8 protein-coding genes are annotated in these 16,642 nt (G+C 44.3%); 4 read left to right on the forward strand and 4 right to left on the reverse strand.

The genetic code is table 11. The features are described from left to right. Window positions 1–8: 8 nt before the first annotated feature. The 4 genes from JO154_RS09990 to JO154_RS10005 all read right to left on the reverse strand — a co-directional run bounded on the left by JO154_RS09990 (window position 9) and on the right by JO154_RS10005 (window position 6,221). Window positions 9–3,494, reverse strand: a complete 3,486-nt coding sequence (locus JO154_RS09990) for a SusC/RagA family TonB-linked outer membrane protein (RefSeq protein ID WP_291944573.1) — start codon at window positions 3,492–3,494, stop codon at window positions 9–11. A gap of 12 nt (window positions 3,495–3,506) precedes the next feature. After that, on the reverse strand, window positions 3,507–4,532 hold the full coding sequence (locus JO154_RS09995) for a FecR family protein (RefSeq protein WP_291944575.1): 1,026 nt from the start codon (window positions 4,530–4,532) through the stop codon (window positions 3,507–3,509). Window positions 4,533–4,604: 72 nt separating this feature from the next. Beyond that, window positions 4,605–5,195, reverse strand: coding sequence for an RNA polymerase sigma factor (locus JO154_RS10000; protein WP_291944578.1), 591 nt, complete (start codon window positions 5,193–5,195; stop codon window positions 4,605–4,607). 150 nt (window positions 5,196–5,345) lie between these two features. Then, window positions 5,346–6,221 carry an AraC family transcriptional regulator gene (locus JO154_RS10005; RefSeq protein ID WP_291944580.1) on the reverse strand — a complete coding sequence of 292 codons (876 nt, stop codon included), beginning with the start codon at window positions 6,219–6,221 and terminating at the stop codon, window positions 5,346–5,348. 263 nt (window positions 6,222–6,484) lie between these two features. Between JO154_RS10005 and JO154_RS10010 the strand changes: the two genes are divergently transcribed. The 4 genes from JO154_RS10010 (at window position 6,485) to JO154_RS10025 (ending at window position 16,636) form a co-directional block, all read left to right on the forward strand. Next, entirely contained in the window at window positions 6,485–7,504 is a 1,020-nt protein-coding gene (locus JO154_RS10010) for a substrate-binding domain-containing protein (protein WP_291944583.1), read from the forward strand. A gap of 190 nt (window positions 7,505–7,694) precedes the next feature. Next, window positions 7,695–10,796 carry a SusC/RagA family TonB-linked outer membrane protein gene (locus JO154_RS10015; RefSeq protein ID WP_291944586.1) on the forward strand — a complete coding sequence of 1,034 codons (3,102 nt, stop codon included), beginning with the start codon at window positions 7,695–7,697 and terminating at the stop codon, window positions 10,794–10,796. 24 nt (window positions 10,797–10,820) lie between these two features. Beyond that, window positions 10,821–12,395 (forward strand): SusD/RagB family nutrient-binding outer membrane lipoprotein, encoded by a 1,575-nt coding sequence (locus tag JO154_RS10020; RefSeq protein WP_291944589.1) that lies wholly within the window; start codon window positions 10,821–10,823, stop codon window positions 12,393–12,395. A gap of 953 nt (window positions 12,396–13,348) precedes the next feature. Beyond that, a complete protein-coding gene (locus JO154_RS10025; protein WP_291944593.1) occupies window positions 13,349–16,636 on the forward strand; it encodes a SusC/RagA family TonB-linked outer membrane protein in 3,288 nt (1,095 codons plus the stop codon). Window positions 16,637–16,642 lie beyond the last annotated feature (6 nt).

Consider the following 16,642-nt stretch of genomic DNA (forward strand, 5'->3'; position numbering starts at 1 on the left):
CAGTAATTTTAGAATCCGATTTTCAAATTCATACCCATGCTACGCACAGGTGGCAATCCGAATACATCTACTCCTTGTAATCCATTGCCGGAGCCCATGGAAACTTCAGGATCAAAAGGTGCTTTCAGGTAAATGAAAGCGAGATTACGTCCTATCAGGCCTACGCGGGCTGTCCGTAGCCATTTCCATTTCAATGGTAAGCGGTAACTGATGCTTACCTCTCGCAGTCTGATATTAGTAGCGTCATACATATACAGTTCCCCCACACCGGCTCTGCCACTAACAGTAGTATAATATTTTTCCGCAGACATCTTTCCGGTAAAGGGTCTGCCGTCTTCATAAACAGCATTTACACTCACACCGCCATTATCTCTTGCTTTTGCAGTGACTTCGCTCACGCCGTACCAGTCGAGTACAGATTGCGTAACACTCATCACCTTTCCACCGAAACGTCCATCTATCAAGAAACTCAGGGAGAAGTCGCCATAGTAGACGCTGTTATTCCATCCCAATGTAAAATTAGGATTAGGGTTACCTACTCTTTTCGGAATGGCGGTTGTTTTGAAATTACCGCTGTTATCGAGTACATATTGTCCTTTACCATTTGTCACCAGTTCTTTGTTGCCATAAATATCGCCCCAGGAGCCGCCCTCCTGGATAAAGGAACCGAACATATTTACACCGAAATCCGTAAGGGTAAAGCTGTTGGTGCTATCTGCTCCAGGGATTTCATTGTTACTCAGTTTAATTACTTTATTCTGGTTGATGGCAAAATTGATCGTGCTAGTCCAGTTTACTTTTTTATTACGTATAGGCGTTACTGTTAACATGGCTTCCCAACCTTTATTTTGAATATTTCCCATATTGAGGTAATAGGTCAGGTATTTGGAACCCACTGGGGCAGGCACTTCCATGTATTGTTTGTAGTTATTGTTTTTGTACCAGGTAACATCGAGAGACAGCCGGTTCTTGAAAAGCCGTGTTTCAAACCCAGCTTCAAACGATTGGTTATCTTCTGGCGCTAGGAATACACCCGGGTAAGGAGTGCGCTGGTTCAGCACTACGCGGGAAACGCCTGCAATCGTCTGCATGGTAAAAGGGGCAGGATTGCTCGCATAGCTGGCAATATCATTTCCTACTTTCGCGAAGGAAGTACGCACACGTAGAAAATCTATCGCCTTCGGCATTTTCACCACATCGCTGAGGATCAGGGAAGCCCCTGCTGAATAATAGAAATATCCTTTTTGAAGGGTAGGGGTAAATGCAAAAGTACTGGACCAGTCATTTCTGCCGGTGATATCCAAAAAGAAGGCATTGCGGATACCCAGTTGCACATTGCCGAAAAGCGCTTGCAATTGTTTCTGTTCCACAGATTGTTGCGCATCCATAGCAGTGCTCATAATATTGGAAACAGCAAACTTGTTGGGATATATCAATCCTGGATCTGCATGGGGATTGGCGCCATTGTAAGTGCGTTCATGCGCTTTTACATCCGTAATACTACCTCCGAGGTTGCCGGCCAGATGCATCCAATTGTTTACTTTTCCACTGGCATTGAGCATGAGATCAGCGTACAACTGTGTATTGAATTCTTTTTCCAGGGTGTACCTACCATTGGAAGCCGCCAATACTACCTGTGTGCCTGCATAGGCATCGAGTTCGTATTGATCTAAGGATTTATCGAAGCTACCACGCCCCTGCACAGACAACCAGTTATTCATTTGATAAGTAAGACAAATAGTGCTCATCCCTCTGTACCTGGAATCCAGGCGGATATTGCGGCGTAGCGCCCACATAGGATTTTGCTGATCGTCTTGGCCGATCCATTTCCTGTCGTTGCGGATGTTCCACCAATTTTGCAGATAGAGATTTCGTTCCTTATCGAGGTATTCAAAGTTATTAGCGTAGTAATCAAAATCTTGTCCTCTAGGAAAGAGGTATAGTCCAGAAATAGGGCTATAGTACAGTCCGGAAGAGCTCCGGTTATGGGTTTGTTGGGCCAGGAAAGACACCGTAGCATCCATGATGAGGCGGTTGTTCAGCAGTTTGAGCGTTTCACGAAAATTGATTGCATGCCGATCGAGCCCGTTGGTCGGCAGAATTCCTTTGTTTGTTGTATTGGCGTATGATAGGTAGCTCTGTGCTATTTCTGTTCCTCCGCTGAAAGAGATGGCATTGGTCAGGGTATAACCGGTATTATAGAAATGTTTTACGATATCAGGTGCATGTATTGGGGCACCCCAGCTACCAGGAGATCCTGGTTGGAGGATGCCAAAGTTATCGCGGCCAGGAGGGGCCGTTTGTGCGTAACGGTATTGTAAATCGGGGAGGAGAGAAGGTGTTTCGATGGTGAAATCAGATGAAAAATCCATTTTGCTTTTACCGGCTTTTCCTTTTTTGGTAGTAACCAGGATGACTCCATTGGCAGCTTGACTACCATAGAGCGCCGCTGCAGAAGCGCCTTTCAGGATACTGATACTTTCGATATCATCTGGGTTGATATTAGAAACGCCGTCGCCACCATCGCGGCCACCGGCGCCGATGGTATTATTGGATTGTCCCCAGACGTCATTGGGTTGGGAAGGTGTAAAGTTGGCATAAGGTACCCCGTCCACGATGTACAGTGGCTGATTTTCGCGGGTGGATTTATTACCACGGAGTACTACGCGTACACTACCGCCAATGCCGGAAGCATTGCGGGAAATGGTAACACCAGCCGTTTTACCAGCCAATGTGTTCATGACATTCACCTCTTTTACCAGGGAGACGTCATCCCCTCCGAGTTGTTGGGTGGCATAAGGCAGCTCTTTGGATTTTTTCTGAATACCCATTGCTGTCACCACTAGTTCGCCCAGGGCGCGGATATTTTCTTGTAGGGTGATATTCAATTCTGCGGAAGCGCCTACCATTACTTCTTTGGTGAAGAAGCCCACGGAGCTAATCACAAGTACATCGCCGGGAGCGGCTTTAATATTGAAAGCTGCTTCGGCGTTGCTTTGCGTGCCTTTATTAGAATTTTTGATTTGGATCGTTACTCCTGGAAGCGGCGTGCCTTTATTATCGCGTATCGTGCCTGTTATGTCTCTGTCCAATGAAACCTTACTGTCCAACTCAACAGAAAGTGATGGTGCATGCTCACTTTCTGCGCCTACAATTATTTTATTGTTTTTTCGGGTAAACTTTAATCCTGTTTGAGCAGATAACTGAATTAATACTTCATCGATTGGAACTTTTATACAATTCAGGGTCACTTTCTTTTTCAGATCCAGATCTGAGTTATCGTAATGAAAGTTGAGTCCTGTTTTGGTTGATATTTCAGACATCACTTCTTCCAGGTTCTTATCCTTTGCCTGGATACTGACGACGATGGGTAATAGTGGTTCCTGTATATGCCGGACCGTGCTGCCTACGGAAGTAAGGCTGCCGGCCAACAAGAGTGTCAGTATCAGTCCGAAGGATAAAAACCATTTCAATGGGCATGGTTTTACCCTCATAATGACCTTGTTTTAGTTTTTTAGATAAACAGTATCGTTTTTAATGGTATACTTGATTGATTTCAAATCGCTGATTACGTCCATCACTTCTTTCAGGTCTTCTCCTTGTTTGAAGGTACCGTTGTACTCCCATTCGGTTTTGTCGCTTTGATTGACAACTGTTACAGCAAAGCGGTTGCGGATAGCAGTAGCGAATTCTTCGAAATTGGCATTTTTGAAAACGAGGATACCTTTTTTCCAGCCGATCACCACTTCGGGGTTGGAGAAGCTGGTTTTGATCATGCTGAGAGATACCCTGTTAAAGTTAAGTTGTTCGCTGGGCATCAGGATAGTTGATTCCTTGCTGTTATCTGTTTTAGCAACCTTTACTTTTCCACTGATCAGGGCAACAGTGATTTTATCCTCATGGGCATAGGACCTGATATTGAAGGCGGTACCGAGGGCTGTAGTGGCCAGGGCGCCGCTGTAAACGGTAAATGTGCTGCTAGGGTTGGGTGCAGCCTCAAATACCGCTTCTCCTTCTTCCAGATATATATTACGGGCATTTTTGCTGAAGTGTTCTGGATAACGGATACGAGTACCCGCATTCATACAGATGGTACTACCATCTTCCAGTTTAAAACTTGCTGTAACACCATAGGGCGTATTCCATTCCACAAATCCATCGCGGATAACACGGGATGCTTTTTTAGGCTGGTTATTGGCGATATATGAAGTAGTATCAGTAGTGGTGGTGGAAGAGATATTACGATACACGAAAACCCCGGCTGCGAGTACTACAGCGGCGGCAGCGACGTACCATGGCTTCAGCTTCCTCACCCTGGCAACAGGGACGGTAACTGCCGGAGCAGGTGCAATTTGATCGTTTATAAGCAGTTTAACTTCATCCAGTTGCAGGTTCAACGCGTCTTCTTCCATTACTATGGACTGCTGACGGTTGATATTTTCGAACCATTTCTCAATGATTGCCGCTTCCTCCGGTGAGCAGGTGCCCTGGTTATATCGTTCCAGTAATATTTTAATCTGTTCTGTGTCCACCTGATAGCGTTTTTGATGTTGTAATGTCGTAATAACGTGGAAAAGGTACCATGTACGGCTAAAAAATTAATATTAACGGATGCATCCTAACAGTATAGAAATAATGATCAGGATGATGTCCGGTTGCGCATAGTTGGCTCTTAATATTTTTAACGCTTTGGTAATCTGGTTTTTAACTGTTTGCTGGGAGAGGTTGAGATGTGTAGCTATCTGCTCTACACTCAGGTTTTCAAACCTGCTAAGCATAAAAATTTCCTTCATCTTTTCCGGCAGATGGTTGATCGCTTCAAACATTTCTTGTGTTTTGGCTTTGGTATCCAACTGGTCGGATATGGAATGCGGCTGCTCATCGAAATGCTCGATCAACTGCTGCAAATATTTGCGGTAGGTAGTATTTTTCCGGTAGATATCAATGATCTTATGCCGGGCTGCCTGATAGAGGTACGACTTCAACGACTCCTTCAGTACCAAGGTATGACGCTTCTCCCACAAGGATACAAACAGGTCTTGTAGTACATCCTTGCTGATTTCCGCGGCATCCAGTTTACTATAGATGAATAAGTACAGCGCCTTACTGTACCGGTCATAAATGGTATTAAAGGCAGCAATATTATCGCTTTTCAACAGCGATACTAACTCCTGATCTTGATAATTGCTGTACATCTATTTACAGGTGAGGAAAAAGCGTTTTGGTTGACAAATGTTAACTTCTTCCTATGAAAGTAGTAAATATTCCGGGAGATTTCTCCATTATTTTTCGGGAAAATACTATCATCAACGTGGATCAGCCGGCCAATGCCGGCTCTAAAATATTTATGCTTCCTTCAACCGCAACTCATTTTTATACTCCTTAGGAGTTTTACCTACGATCTCCTTGAAAAACCGGTTAAAATTAGAGAGGTTTTTAAAGCCACAAGAGTAGGCTATCTCCGCAATCGACCAGTCTTCCTCTGTCAGTCGCTTACAAGCATGGCCTATACGCACCTCATTGAGGAACTGTACAAAAGATTTCTTGGTACGGTTCTTAAAGAAACGGCAGAACGACTGTGGCGATAAATTAGTAATGCTAGCCACATCCTGCAGGGATATCTCTTTGGAGAAGTTATTCATCACATACTTGAAAACTTCGTCAATTTTATGGTTATCCTTCACATTATAGGCATGAGAATAACCCGTACTTGCCAGGTAATAGCAATCTTTCGTTTCAGACAGCGTTTTCAGAATATTAAGCAGGGAAATGATGCGCTCCAACCCCTCTTTGCGAGGCAGCGATAAAATCTCTGGTTTCAGCTTGTCATAAGTAGGCCCCGTTATCTTCATGCCCCGCTGTGCCTTATGAAACAGCTCACTGAGGGCTTTCGTCTCCGGTAAACCATAAAATTTCTCTCCAAAAATATCCTTCGGAAAGTAAATCACCACGGAACGAGCCTTTAAATGCTCGTCACCCTTGTAATATTCCTCCTCGTTATACCAAACATGCGGTATATGCGGACCCAGAAACACCATGTCGCCTTCTTCAAAGCTCTCAATGCTGTCGCCCACAATCCTTTTTCCATGGCTCTCTGTCACGAAAACCAGTTCACATTCCGGATGAAAATGAAACGGCGTATTGAAATATGGATCACATCTCTCTATGATAGTGATCTGGTTATCGGCAAAGGCCCCAACTTTAATAAGAATGGGTTTCATTCATGTATTAATTTAATAACGATTTCTATTATGGCAACTTCTCAGGAGTATTACCATTGTCCCTATGAATGTTGCCAAATTATTAAAAATTGGTTAAAAAAATATCATTATTCGGAAAATAACCTTTTAATGTGATACGAATTACAATATTTTTCCATGCACCCTCCACCCCCCGTTATTTGGAATAATTCCTGCAACTATGTAAATTTCAACTTCATTTTGTAATTTACGCTGAGCTAAATCGATATAGCATAACTCTTATTATGAAAGGTATCTCTATTAAAGATATTGCAAAGCAGGCGGGGGTATCGCCCACCACTGTTTCATTCGTACTGAATGGCAAAGCAAAAGAGAAGAGGATCAGCGATCAGGTAAGCAAGAAAATCCAGAAAATTGCGGGTAAGCTGAAATATAAACCAAACCAGCTCGCCCGAGGATTACGTACCGGGAAAACCAAGACAATAGGCCTTATCGTAGAAGATATCGCCAACAGTTTCTTTGCTACGCTTGCTAAAGTTGTGGAAGATGAGGCCGATAAATTCGGTTATAAAGTACTCTACGGTTCCACAGAAGATAATACGGAAAAAGCAAAAGGCCTCCTCGAAGTTCTCAAGTACCGCCAGGTAGACGGTTATATTATCACCCCTACCAAAAACCTGGACAAGGAAATTGAACAGTTGCAGTCGGCCGGTAAACCTATCGTGTTGGTCGATCGTTACTTCCCACAAATGCCTTCCCACTACGTGGTGGTAGATAACTATAAAGGCGCTTACGATGCTACCGCCCACCTGGCCGCCCAAGGGTATCAGAAAATAGGCATCGTGACCACTACCTCAGACCAGGTACAGATGAAAGATCGTCTGGACGGGTATGCTGATGCTCTCAAAGCCGCCGGCATCGCCTATAATAAAGCACTGGTGAAAAAATTGCCGTTCGACCTCGATAAAGAAGGCTCCAACGAGGAAATCAAAAAATTCCTCAAAGGCTCTAAAGGCCTGGATGCTGTTTTCTTCGCTACCAACTATCTCGGTATCCGCGGTATAGAAAGTATCCGTAGCCTGGAATGGCAAATCGGTAAACAAATCGGGGTGGTCTGCTTCGATGACCACGATATCTTCCGCTTGTATACCCCCGCTATCACCTGCGTGGCGCAACCCATCCAGGAAATAGGTCAGCAACTGGTGAACATCCTCATGAAGGAACTCAATCACCCTTCCGCTGCCCTCCAACAAGTGGTGTTACCACTAAACCTGATGCTTCGCCCCTCTAGTCAACATACCTGATAACCGGCGTACTTTAACGTTTTAGCTGATTATTCTGATCATATTTTACCAGCACCTTACCGGTGCTGGTTTTTTTTATTTTTCACAACACTTTCTCCTTCCCTGTTGTTAAATAAGGTATCAACCAAGATCTATTTGTCCCCCTGCCGCCACGTCGAAAATCATTATTGCTTCACATTATATCCTAAACATGCACAAGAACTCTATTCAGGTAATCTTCCTATTCCTGCTACTGTTGCTGGCTGCCCCCGTGGCATGGGCACAACAGGAAGTGGGAGGCACAGTGGTGGATGATGCCACCAATCAACCACTGGTAGGCGTTGTGGTACTCCTGAAAGGTACCAGTAAAGGCACCGCCACCGATGTTAAAGGACAATTTCAGATCAATGTTCCACCTGGAGCGGTACTCACCTTCCGACTGATCGGCTATCTCCCGAAAGATGTTACGGTATCTGGCAATCAAATAAATGTCCGACTCGCCCTGGATAACAAAAATCTCAATGAGATCGTCGTTACAGCCCTCGGTATCAAAAAGGAAAAGAAAGCATTAGGGTATTCTATTTCGGAAATTAAAGGAGATGAACTGACGCAAGCCCGTTCTACCAATGTAGCCGCCACCCTGGCGGGTAAGGTAGCTGGACTCAACGTGAGCGTGGCTTCCACAGGGCCTGCGGCATCTACGCGTATCATCCTGCGTGGTAATACCTCTATCGATAAAAGTAGGAATAACCAACCCCTCATCATTGTGGATGGTATCCCCATTAATAATGATAACCTGGGTAGCCCTAGTGAATACGGTGGTCAGGATGCCGGAGACGGTTTCTCCAGTATCAACCCCGATGATATCGCTACGATGTCTGTGCTGAAAGGTGGTACCGCAGCGGCTTTGTACGGTTCTCGTGCAGCCAACGGCGTTATCCTCATTACTACAAAATCCGGCAATGCTCGTAAAGGAGTGGGAGTGGAATACTCCAGTAATTTTGTGCTGGATAAACCTGTTTTGTATTCGCCTAAGTGGCAATACGATTATGGTATGGGCCTGAATGGCGTAAAACCGGCGAATGCAGCAGAAGCCCGCTCAGCAGGACTTTTCAGTTGGGGCGCTAAATTGGATGGCTCCCCGGTCATTCAATACGACGGTGTTAGCAGACCTTACAGCGCCGTAAAAAATAACTTCAAGAACTTCTATAAAAGCGGTTATACGTTCACCAACTCAGTAGCCTTTGGTGGCGGCAATGAGAAAATCAATTACCGCTTCGGCGCTACAGACATGAAGAACGAAGCCATGATACCCAACTCGGGCATGCGTAGGGATAACCTCAGTTTGAATGTCAATGCCTGGCTAGGTCGTAAGCTCTATCTAACGGTGAATAGTAAATACAGCCGTGAAAGAGTGAATAATCGACCAAGGGTTTCCGATTCTCCCGGTAATGCAAACTTCGCTATGTATATGCTGCCTACGAGCTTGTCGGTGCTCACACTCCGCGACCACAAGTATAATGCGCAGGGATATGAAGCCAGATGGGAAGCAAATGAATACATTACCAACCCCTGGTTCTCTGTATACGATTTCTCCCAAAACGATAAGCGAGACCGATTTATCAATTCCGCTGAACTGAAATACGATATCCTTCCCTGGTTATATGCGAAAGGTCGTATAGGCGCGGATATGTGGTACCGTAATAACTTCGCGATTACACCTACAGGTACTGCTTATAACACCGCTGGCCAAATCAACGATATGGCCCGTCAGAATTTTTATGAAGTCAATGCAGACGTGATGTTGGGCGTAGATAAATTACTCAATAAAGATTGGCGCATTTCCGCTTTCGTGGGAGGAAACCAGATGCACAACAAAACCGATAAGTTCTATTTGAACGGTAACGGATTTTTTATTCCATTCTTCTACGATCAATCGAACCTCGTTACGAAAACAGTACTCAATGATATCCAAGAAAAGAAAATCAATTCTGTATATGGTTCCGCGGAAATAGCTTTTAGAAGTTACCTCTACCTAACCGGTACCGCGCGCAATGATTGGTTTTCTACTTTGTCGCCTTCCCAATGGAGTATCCTGTATCCATCTGTGGGATTGAGTTTTGTAGTGTCTGATGCATTCAGGTTACCGGAAAAAATTAATTACCTGAAGCTGCGTACATCTTGGGCACAGGTAGGGGGAGACACGGACCCGTATCGTTTGTTCCTTGCCTACCAAGTACAGAATCCGTTTATGGGACAGGCAGTAGCAGATATCAAAAAGGCCCCGGACGGCTCTTATGCAGTGCCTAATGCGGCTTTGCGGCCACTGGTGAATACTAGCTATGAAGCCGGCGTGGAAGCGAAATTCTTTGATAGCAGACTCTCACTTGATTTCGCTTACTATACCCGCACCACCAAAGACGATATCTTGCAAACCACTATCTCCAACGCTTCCGGTTTTAACACCGCTTTTATTAACGTAGGTAAAGTGAAAAACTCAGGCGTAGAAGTACTGTTAACTGGAACGCCTATACGTAGTAAAAATTTCACTTGGGAAATCAGCCCTAATTTCTCCTACAATAAGAATGAAGTAGTAGAACTAGACCCAGGGTCAAAAAGCGTACTGGTATCTAATGTGCGTACATTCAATGTGTCCATCCAGCATATTGTAGGGAAGCCATTCGGACAAATAGTAGGGTTTAAGTTTAAAAGAGATGATCAAGGAAATATCCTGTTCAACAGCGCCGGCAAACCGCTGCAGGGTGATTATACTGCCTTTGGCACCGGTGTAGCACCTTATGCGATGGGTATTACCAATACTTTTACCTTTAAAGCGTTCTCACTTAGCTTCCTCGTGGATGGTAAATGGGGCAACAAAATTTACTCCGGTACGAATGATTACTCTTATTTCTTCGGACTAAATAAAGCGACATTGCAGGGGCGTGAAGGCGGTATCAATATAAAAGCACAGGATCCCAACAATCCCAATAACTACATTACGAAAAATGTAGCCTCCCAGGATTACTTCCAGAATATTGCATTCAACATTGCAGAGCCATTTATCTACAAAGGGGATTTCATCAAACTGCGTCAGGTGATATTTACTTATGCGTTGCCGCATGCTGTGATTGCTAAAACGCCATTGACGGCTGCTTCTCTATCCTTTGTCGCCCGCAATCTCTGGATTATATATAAGGATCTGCCAAACGTAGATCCGGAGTCCAGTTATACCAGCGGAGCAGGACAAGGAGCCGAAGTAATGGGATATCCACAGGCTCGCAGTTTTGGTCTGAACTTGAATGTAAGATTCTAACCGTTTATTTAAATCAGCCAGATTATGATTCGCACCACCTATAAAACGTTGATATTCCTAGCCCTGGCAGGTGTAATAGGCATGTCCGCGTGTACCAAAAATTTCGAAAAAGTAAATACAGACCCTACATCAGCCCCCCATGTAACGCCGAATATATTGTTGACAAAAGGACTGTTGTTTGTGTCTGGCGGAGAGTATGAAGCATGGCGCGCTAATTTGATTTACTGCTCCATGATGATACAGCATTTTTCTTCGTTGAGTCTGACTTATGTGGGAGACAAATATCTCTACAACGATGATTACTCCGGTGCTGCATTCAATTCTTTCTATCCGAATGCCACCAAGATTTTATCCAACATTATCACCAATACAGATAATGATCCTACTAATGCGAATGTCAATGCCATGGCACGTATTGCGCGTGTGATAGTATTGCAGCGATTAACAGATTTGTATGGAGACGTACCCTTCTCTGAAGCTGACAAGGGATACACCAATCAGAATTTTTATCCGGTGTACGATCACCAGGATGCCATCTATGCGGGCCTGGCAGCGGAGTTGGCCAAGGCAGCGAGTATGTTAGATGAAACAAAAGCCAATCCAGGATCGGCAGATATTTCTGGCTACGGCGGTTCTCCCACTCAGTGGAGGAAGTTGGCCTATTCGTTGATGTTACGAGTAGGTATGCGCCTATCAAAGAAGTCAGACCCAACGCAGGCGAAAGCCATCGTGCAGCAAGCGATTGCTGGTGGCGTGTTTACAGATCCTACGGATATCTTTTATATCAAACATGCAGAAGGCGATTATGATAATCCCAACAGTCATGTGATAGGTACGTATAATAACTCTCGTCAACAAACAGGGAAAGACAACTTATCCATTAAGTATTCGAAGTTTTTCATCACCATGTTGCAGACAAAAAATGATCCGCGTTTGCAGATCATCAGCGAGTTACCGAAGCCTGATTCCACACCTGGAGGCAGCGACGTTCCCGCATTGCAGAAAGGATTACCTAACGGTTACGATAATACGTCGGATCCTGTGTATGGTATTGCATCTGTGGGAGATCCCGATCTCGCGCATTACTCACAGCCCAAACAATACCTGGCGTTGGCCAATTCTCCGAATATTTTCATGACTTATTCAGAAGTACAACTGATGCTGGCAGAAGCGGCTGCGCGTGGCTGGACAAGCGGCTCGCCGACAACCTTCTTTATAGCAGGGGTGAAGGCCGGTATCTGGCAGTATACCCTTTATTCTTCTACAATCGTCTACAATGATGCCGTGGCCACTACTTATGCCACTGCGCAATCCGCAGCGCTAGGAGGGGGCCTAGCGGCTCAATTACAAGCCATCAATGAACAGTATTACATTACCACACTACTGAATGAATACGAGTCATATGCAAATTGGAGACGTACTGGTTATCCTGTGCTTACGCCTACCAATTACAAGAATAATGAAACCAATGGCCAAATACCGCGTCGGTTGCGGTATCCCCGTGGAGAGTATAACTCCAATGGTGCGCATGTAAACGCAGCGAATGGCGTGCAAGGCCCGGATCTATTTACTACGCCCATGTGGTGGGATAAGCCCTGAGTGAATTGCCCAAAACATTCCTGCGGGTCGTCTCTGCTCAGCAGGTCAGAACACTGTCGTCCCTTCCCAGCAGTTCAGAACACTCAAGTCTGTTGTCCCTGCCCGCAGGGCAGGGACAACGAAAAAAATAAAAAAAATGATTTGACGTCGCAGACGTCAAATCATTTTTTTTCAAAATCGCATAAAAGCAATATTTTTTATACATCCCCAAACTTACCGCAGGTAAGGATTTTATAAAAAAACATTTTCACACTTAGTTAATAAAATTAAGGAGAATGCTGTGATGAAATCACTTCTTAGTCAGCCCGCTATATAGCCTTGTGTGTACCTTTTACACAATTCAAATAATTTTCGAGTGCAAAATAATTTTAACAAAATGTTTGTGAGTCATGAAAACTTTGCCTAAGTTTGGTATTAGAAAGCAATCTATGAGATAATAATCCCTGAAGGCTTTCTTTTTTTTAGATGCAGTAGCTAAAACGTTTTACTACGGTGTTTATAACTTACAACTTTACAGAGGAAGAGAACCGAAATCGAAGAATAATACAGGGCCAAAATCAAATAAAATAATTAGTACTTAGTTGAGAGAGTAGTGTAGCAAGAGATCCTAAACAATACCAACGAAATAATTAAAATGAGTTAAAAGGACATTCGTTTATTTAGTTTATCAACCAGTATTAGCGTTTCAATGCACGTAACATTCCAACCTGCTGACCAGGAGGGTATTGCCATGCCCCTTGATTTCACAGACTTATAAGGAACACCATTGCGAACCGTAAGTGACGATTGACATGACCACACCTGTGGCTCATTGTGCTGTAGCCGTGCAATACTGCTTTGATTCCAGTGCTTTTTTTAAACCGGTTTTTCCAAAAGAAAAATAGCGGCATACCATTGCTATGCACAATGCTGCCGTTTCTGTTCACTTATCTGTTATCTTAAATCAGTAAACCATGAAAAGATCGCTACAGTTACTTGCGGTCCTTTTGGCGCTCTGTTGCCAAATCGTTTTAGCGCAGGACAAACGTAACATTTCCGGCGTTGTGCACGATGCCAAAGGAAACCCATTACCAGGGGTTACAATTCTGGAAAAAGGTACCAAAACAGGTACAACAACTGATCCCAACGGAAAATTTTCACTCGCTGTTGCGCCTGGAGCCACCATCCAGGTTTCTATGGTAGGTTATGGCAAAACAGAAGTTGCCACTACCGCTAAAACATCTTATGATATTTTACTCCAGGACGATGCCAAAGGATTGAATGAAGTAGTTGTAACTGCGCTGGGTATCAAACAAAATCGTAAATCCCTCGGTTATGCTGTTTCTTCTATCAAAGGAGATGAGCTGACCCAGGCAGGTACTACCCTCAATCCGGTGCAAGCCCTCTACGGTAAAGCTGCGGGCGTTGGCGTGATCGCCGGTTCCGCTGGTCCTATGGGTGGTATCAACATTAAAATCCGTGGTGCTGCGTCCCTAACTGAAGGTGCTAATAACCGCCCCTTAATCGTTGTGGACGGAGTTGTTATCCGCGATGCCAATACCAGCATGGCTTCCCGTAACTATGATCCATTGCACTCTGTTGACTATGGTACTGGTATCAATGATATCAACCCTGATGATATTGAGTCTGTTGAAATTCTGAAAGGTGCTAAAGCGACCGCTCTCTATGGTGAAAAAGGCGCGAATGGTGTAATGATGATCACCACCAAATCTGGTGCTAATGCAAGAGGTTTTGGTGTAACCCTTTCGCACCAACGTTCTGTGGAACAACCAGTGAACTACATCGATTTTCAAAATGAATATGGTTCCGGTACCACGCCATACGATACCGCTTATACTTATATCAATGGCGTAAAAACCAGAAAAGTAATTGCTAGCCGTTTCAGCTTTGGTCCTAAGTTCACAGGCGAACCAATGCAGTATTTCGACGGTACTATCCGTCCTTACAGCGCGGTACCCAATAACTTTATGAGCCTGTTCAAAAATGGTAACTCCAACAGAACAAACGTAGCTATTTCTGGTGCTAATGATAAAGGTAGTATGCGTCTCTCCTATACCAACATGGGTTATGATGATGTTCTGGAAAACTCATGGCAGAAACAGAATACCTTCAGCTTCAATGGTACAATGAAGGCTTCCAAATTTGCTACTTTCGAAGTAACTTCTAACCTGTACAACGTTAAAACCAACAACCGCCGCCCTTCTATCGACGGCCTGGTGGCTTGGGGTATGAACAGGGATTATCCATTAGCACAACTTCGTCAGTTCTACCGCGACTCAACTGGTCACAGACCAGACCTGGATGCCGCAGGCTTGCCAAACATGATCACGAAACTGTTTGACTTCTGGTGGAATCAGTATGATAACTTCAACACTGATACCAAAACTCACTTGATTTCTTCTGCAAGAGTAACCCTCAATTTTACCAAAGATATTTCTATGGTAACATTTGCAGGTCTGGATTATACCAATACGGACTTCGTTAGTAAAGAAAAAGAAACTAGAATCGCTCCTAAAATGGTAGGTGGTACTTTTTCTATGAAAAGGGATAACTACTCCATCCAAACTTATCAATCACACTTTACTTACAATCACGACTTCCTCAACAATAACCTGCATGTTTATGCACTCGCAGGTGGTGCTGTGCAACAGGATAATTATAACAGCATTTTTGCCAGCACAACTGGTGGTTTCCGCGTACCAGGCTGGTTCTCCCTGGATAACAGTGCCAGCTTCCCAGATCTGGGTAATGCTGGTAAAGCAAGATCCGCTTCCAGAGGTAGCCGTATCGTTTACAGCGCCTTCGGATCTCTCCAACTGGCTTGGAAAGACCGCTACTTCATTGAGGCAACTGATCGTACTGACTGGAACTCTACCCTGTATCCAAAGTATAACCACTTCAATTATCCTAGCTTGTCTTTCACCTGGGATTTCACCAAGGATATCCGAATTCCAAAACTTAACTACGGTAAATTCCGTATCGGTTGGGCGGACGTTGGTAAAGGTACCAACGACAACTACTTCGCTTACAGATACTACGACGTGAACAGTATCGTTGGTTATAACAACGCTACTACCATTATCGGTATGGAATCCCTGTTCGCCAATGAACTGTTGCCAGAACGTAAACGCGAATATGAAGTAGGTTTCGAAGCAGGTTTCTTTGAGAAAAACCGTATGTCTGTAGACTTCTCTTTCTACACCAACAACGTATACAACCAGATCATGGCGGTTAAACTGTCTAACGCTACTGGTGCTAAAGAAATCCGTATCAATGCTGGTAACGTGAAAAACTGGGGTTATGAACTGGCCCTGAAAGGAACGCCTGTATTAACTAGAGATTTCTCCTGGATGGTAGGCATCACTGCTGCCGCACAGCGCTCCAAAGTGTTGAAACTCTATCCTGGTATTAATACCAATCCTATCAGCGGTAACGATGGTTTCAAAGTGGTGGCACGCGAAGGCCGTCCTGTTAATGAAATCCAAATGTTCGATTACCTGAAGGATGATAAAGGAAATAAAATTGTGGATGCAAATGGTCTGTACCAGTTGAGCAGCCAGATGACCACTGTAGGTAATGCACAGGCAAAAGTACTGGGCGGTGTCTTCTCTGACTTCAAGTATAAAAACATTACGCTGCACCTCGGATTGGATTATAAATTCGGTGGACAAATCTTCTCTTACACCAACTACTACCTGACTGGTCTGGGCGTTACTAAAAATACCCTCGCATACAGAGATACAGAACATGGTGGTCTGACTTATTACATCGATAAAAATACCAACCAGAACGTAGCATGGACCAGCGGCCAACCTGCACCTGCCCAGGCTAAGAATGGCAGACTGTACTACGACGGTATCATCCTGGATGGTGTGAAAGCTGTAACTGATGCAAATGGTAAAACCACTTATGAGAAGAATGATCGCATTGCTTCCTCCACGCAATATTACCAGACTTACATCAGCGATATGAGTAGCGGATGGGGTCCGGACAGATTGTTCAAAAATGATTATATCAAACTGCGTGAACTGTCTGTTGCATATGATCTGCCTCGTAAATGGCTACAACCAATTCATCTGCAAGGTGTAAAAGTAACAGCCGCTGCGCGTAACCTGTTCTACCTGTATAAAACATTACCAAACGTAGATCCTGAGTCCACACTGGGTACTGATATCTATATCGAGAATTCATTCTACCCTTCCGTGCGTTCTTATAGTGTTGGTGTAAATGTTAGTTTCTAATTAGAA

It is taken from the genome of Chitinophaga sp. (assembly GCF_019236475.1).
Lineage (GTDB): Bacteria > Bacteroidota > Bacteroidia > Chitinophagales > Chitinophagaceae > Chitinophaga.

What these genes read in the sequence shown, in the direction of transcription:
- JO154_RS10000 (WP_291944578.1), bottom strand. Translation starts at nt 5,195, where the DNA reads ATGTACAGCAATTATCAAGATCAGGAGTTAGTATCGCTGTTGAAAAGC.
- JO154_RS10025 (WP_291944593.1), top strand. Translation starts at nt 13,349, where the DNA reads ATGAAAAGATCGCTACAGTTACTTGCGGTCCTTTTGGCGCTCTGTTGC.
- JO154_RS10015 (WP_291944586.1), top strand. Translation starts at nt 7,695, where the DNA reads ATGCACAAGAACTCTATTCAGGTAATCTTCCTATTCCTGCTACTGTTG.
- JO154_RS10010 (WP_291944583.1), top strand. Translation starts at nt 6,485, where the DNA reads ATGAAAGGTATCTCTATTAAAGATATTGCAAAGCAGGCGGGGGTATCG.
- JO154_RS10020 (WP_291944589.1), top strand. Translation starts at nt 10,821, where the DNA reads ATGATTCGCACCACCTATAAAACGTTGATATTCCTAGCCCTGGCAGGT.
- JO154_RS10005 (WP_291944580.1), bottom strand. Translation starts at nt 6,221, where the DNA reads ATGAAACCCATTCTTATTAAAGTTGGGGCCTTTGCCGATAACCAGATC.
- JO154_RS09990 (WP_291944573.1), bottom strand. Translation starts at nt 3,494, where the DNA reads ATGAGGGTAAAACCATGCCCATTGAAATGGTTTTTATCCTTCGGACTG.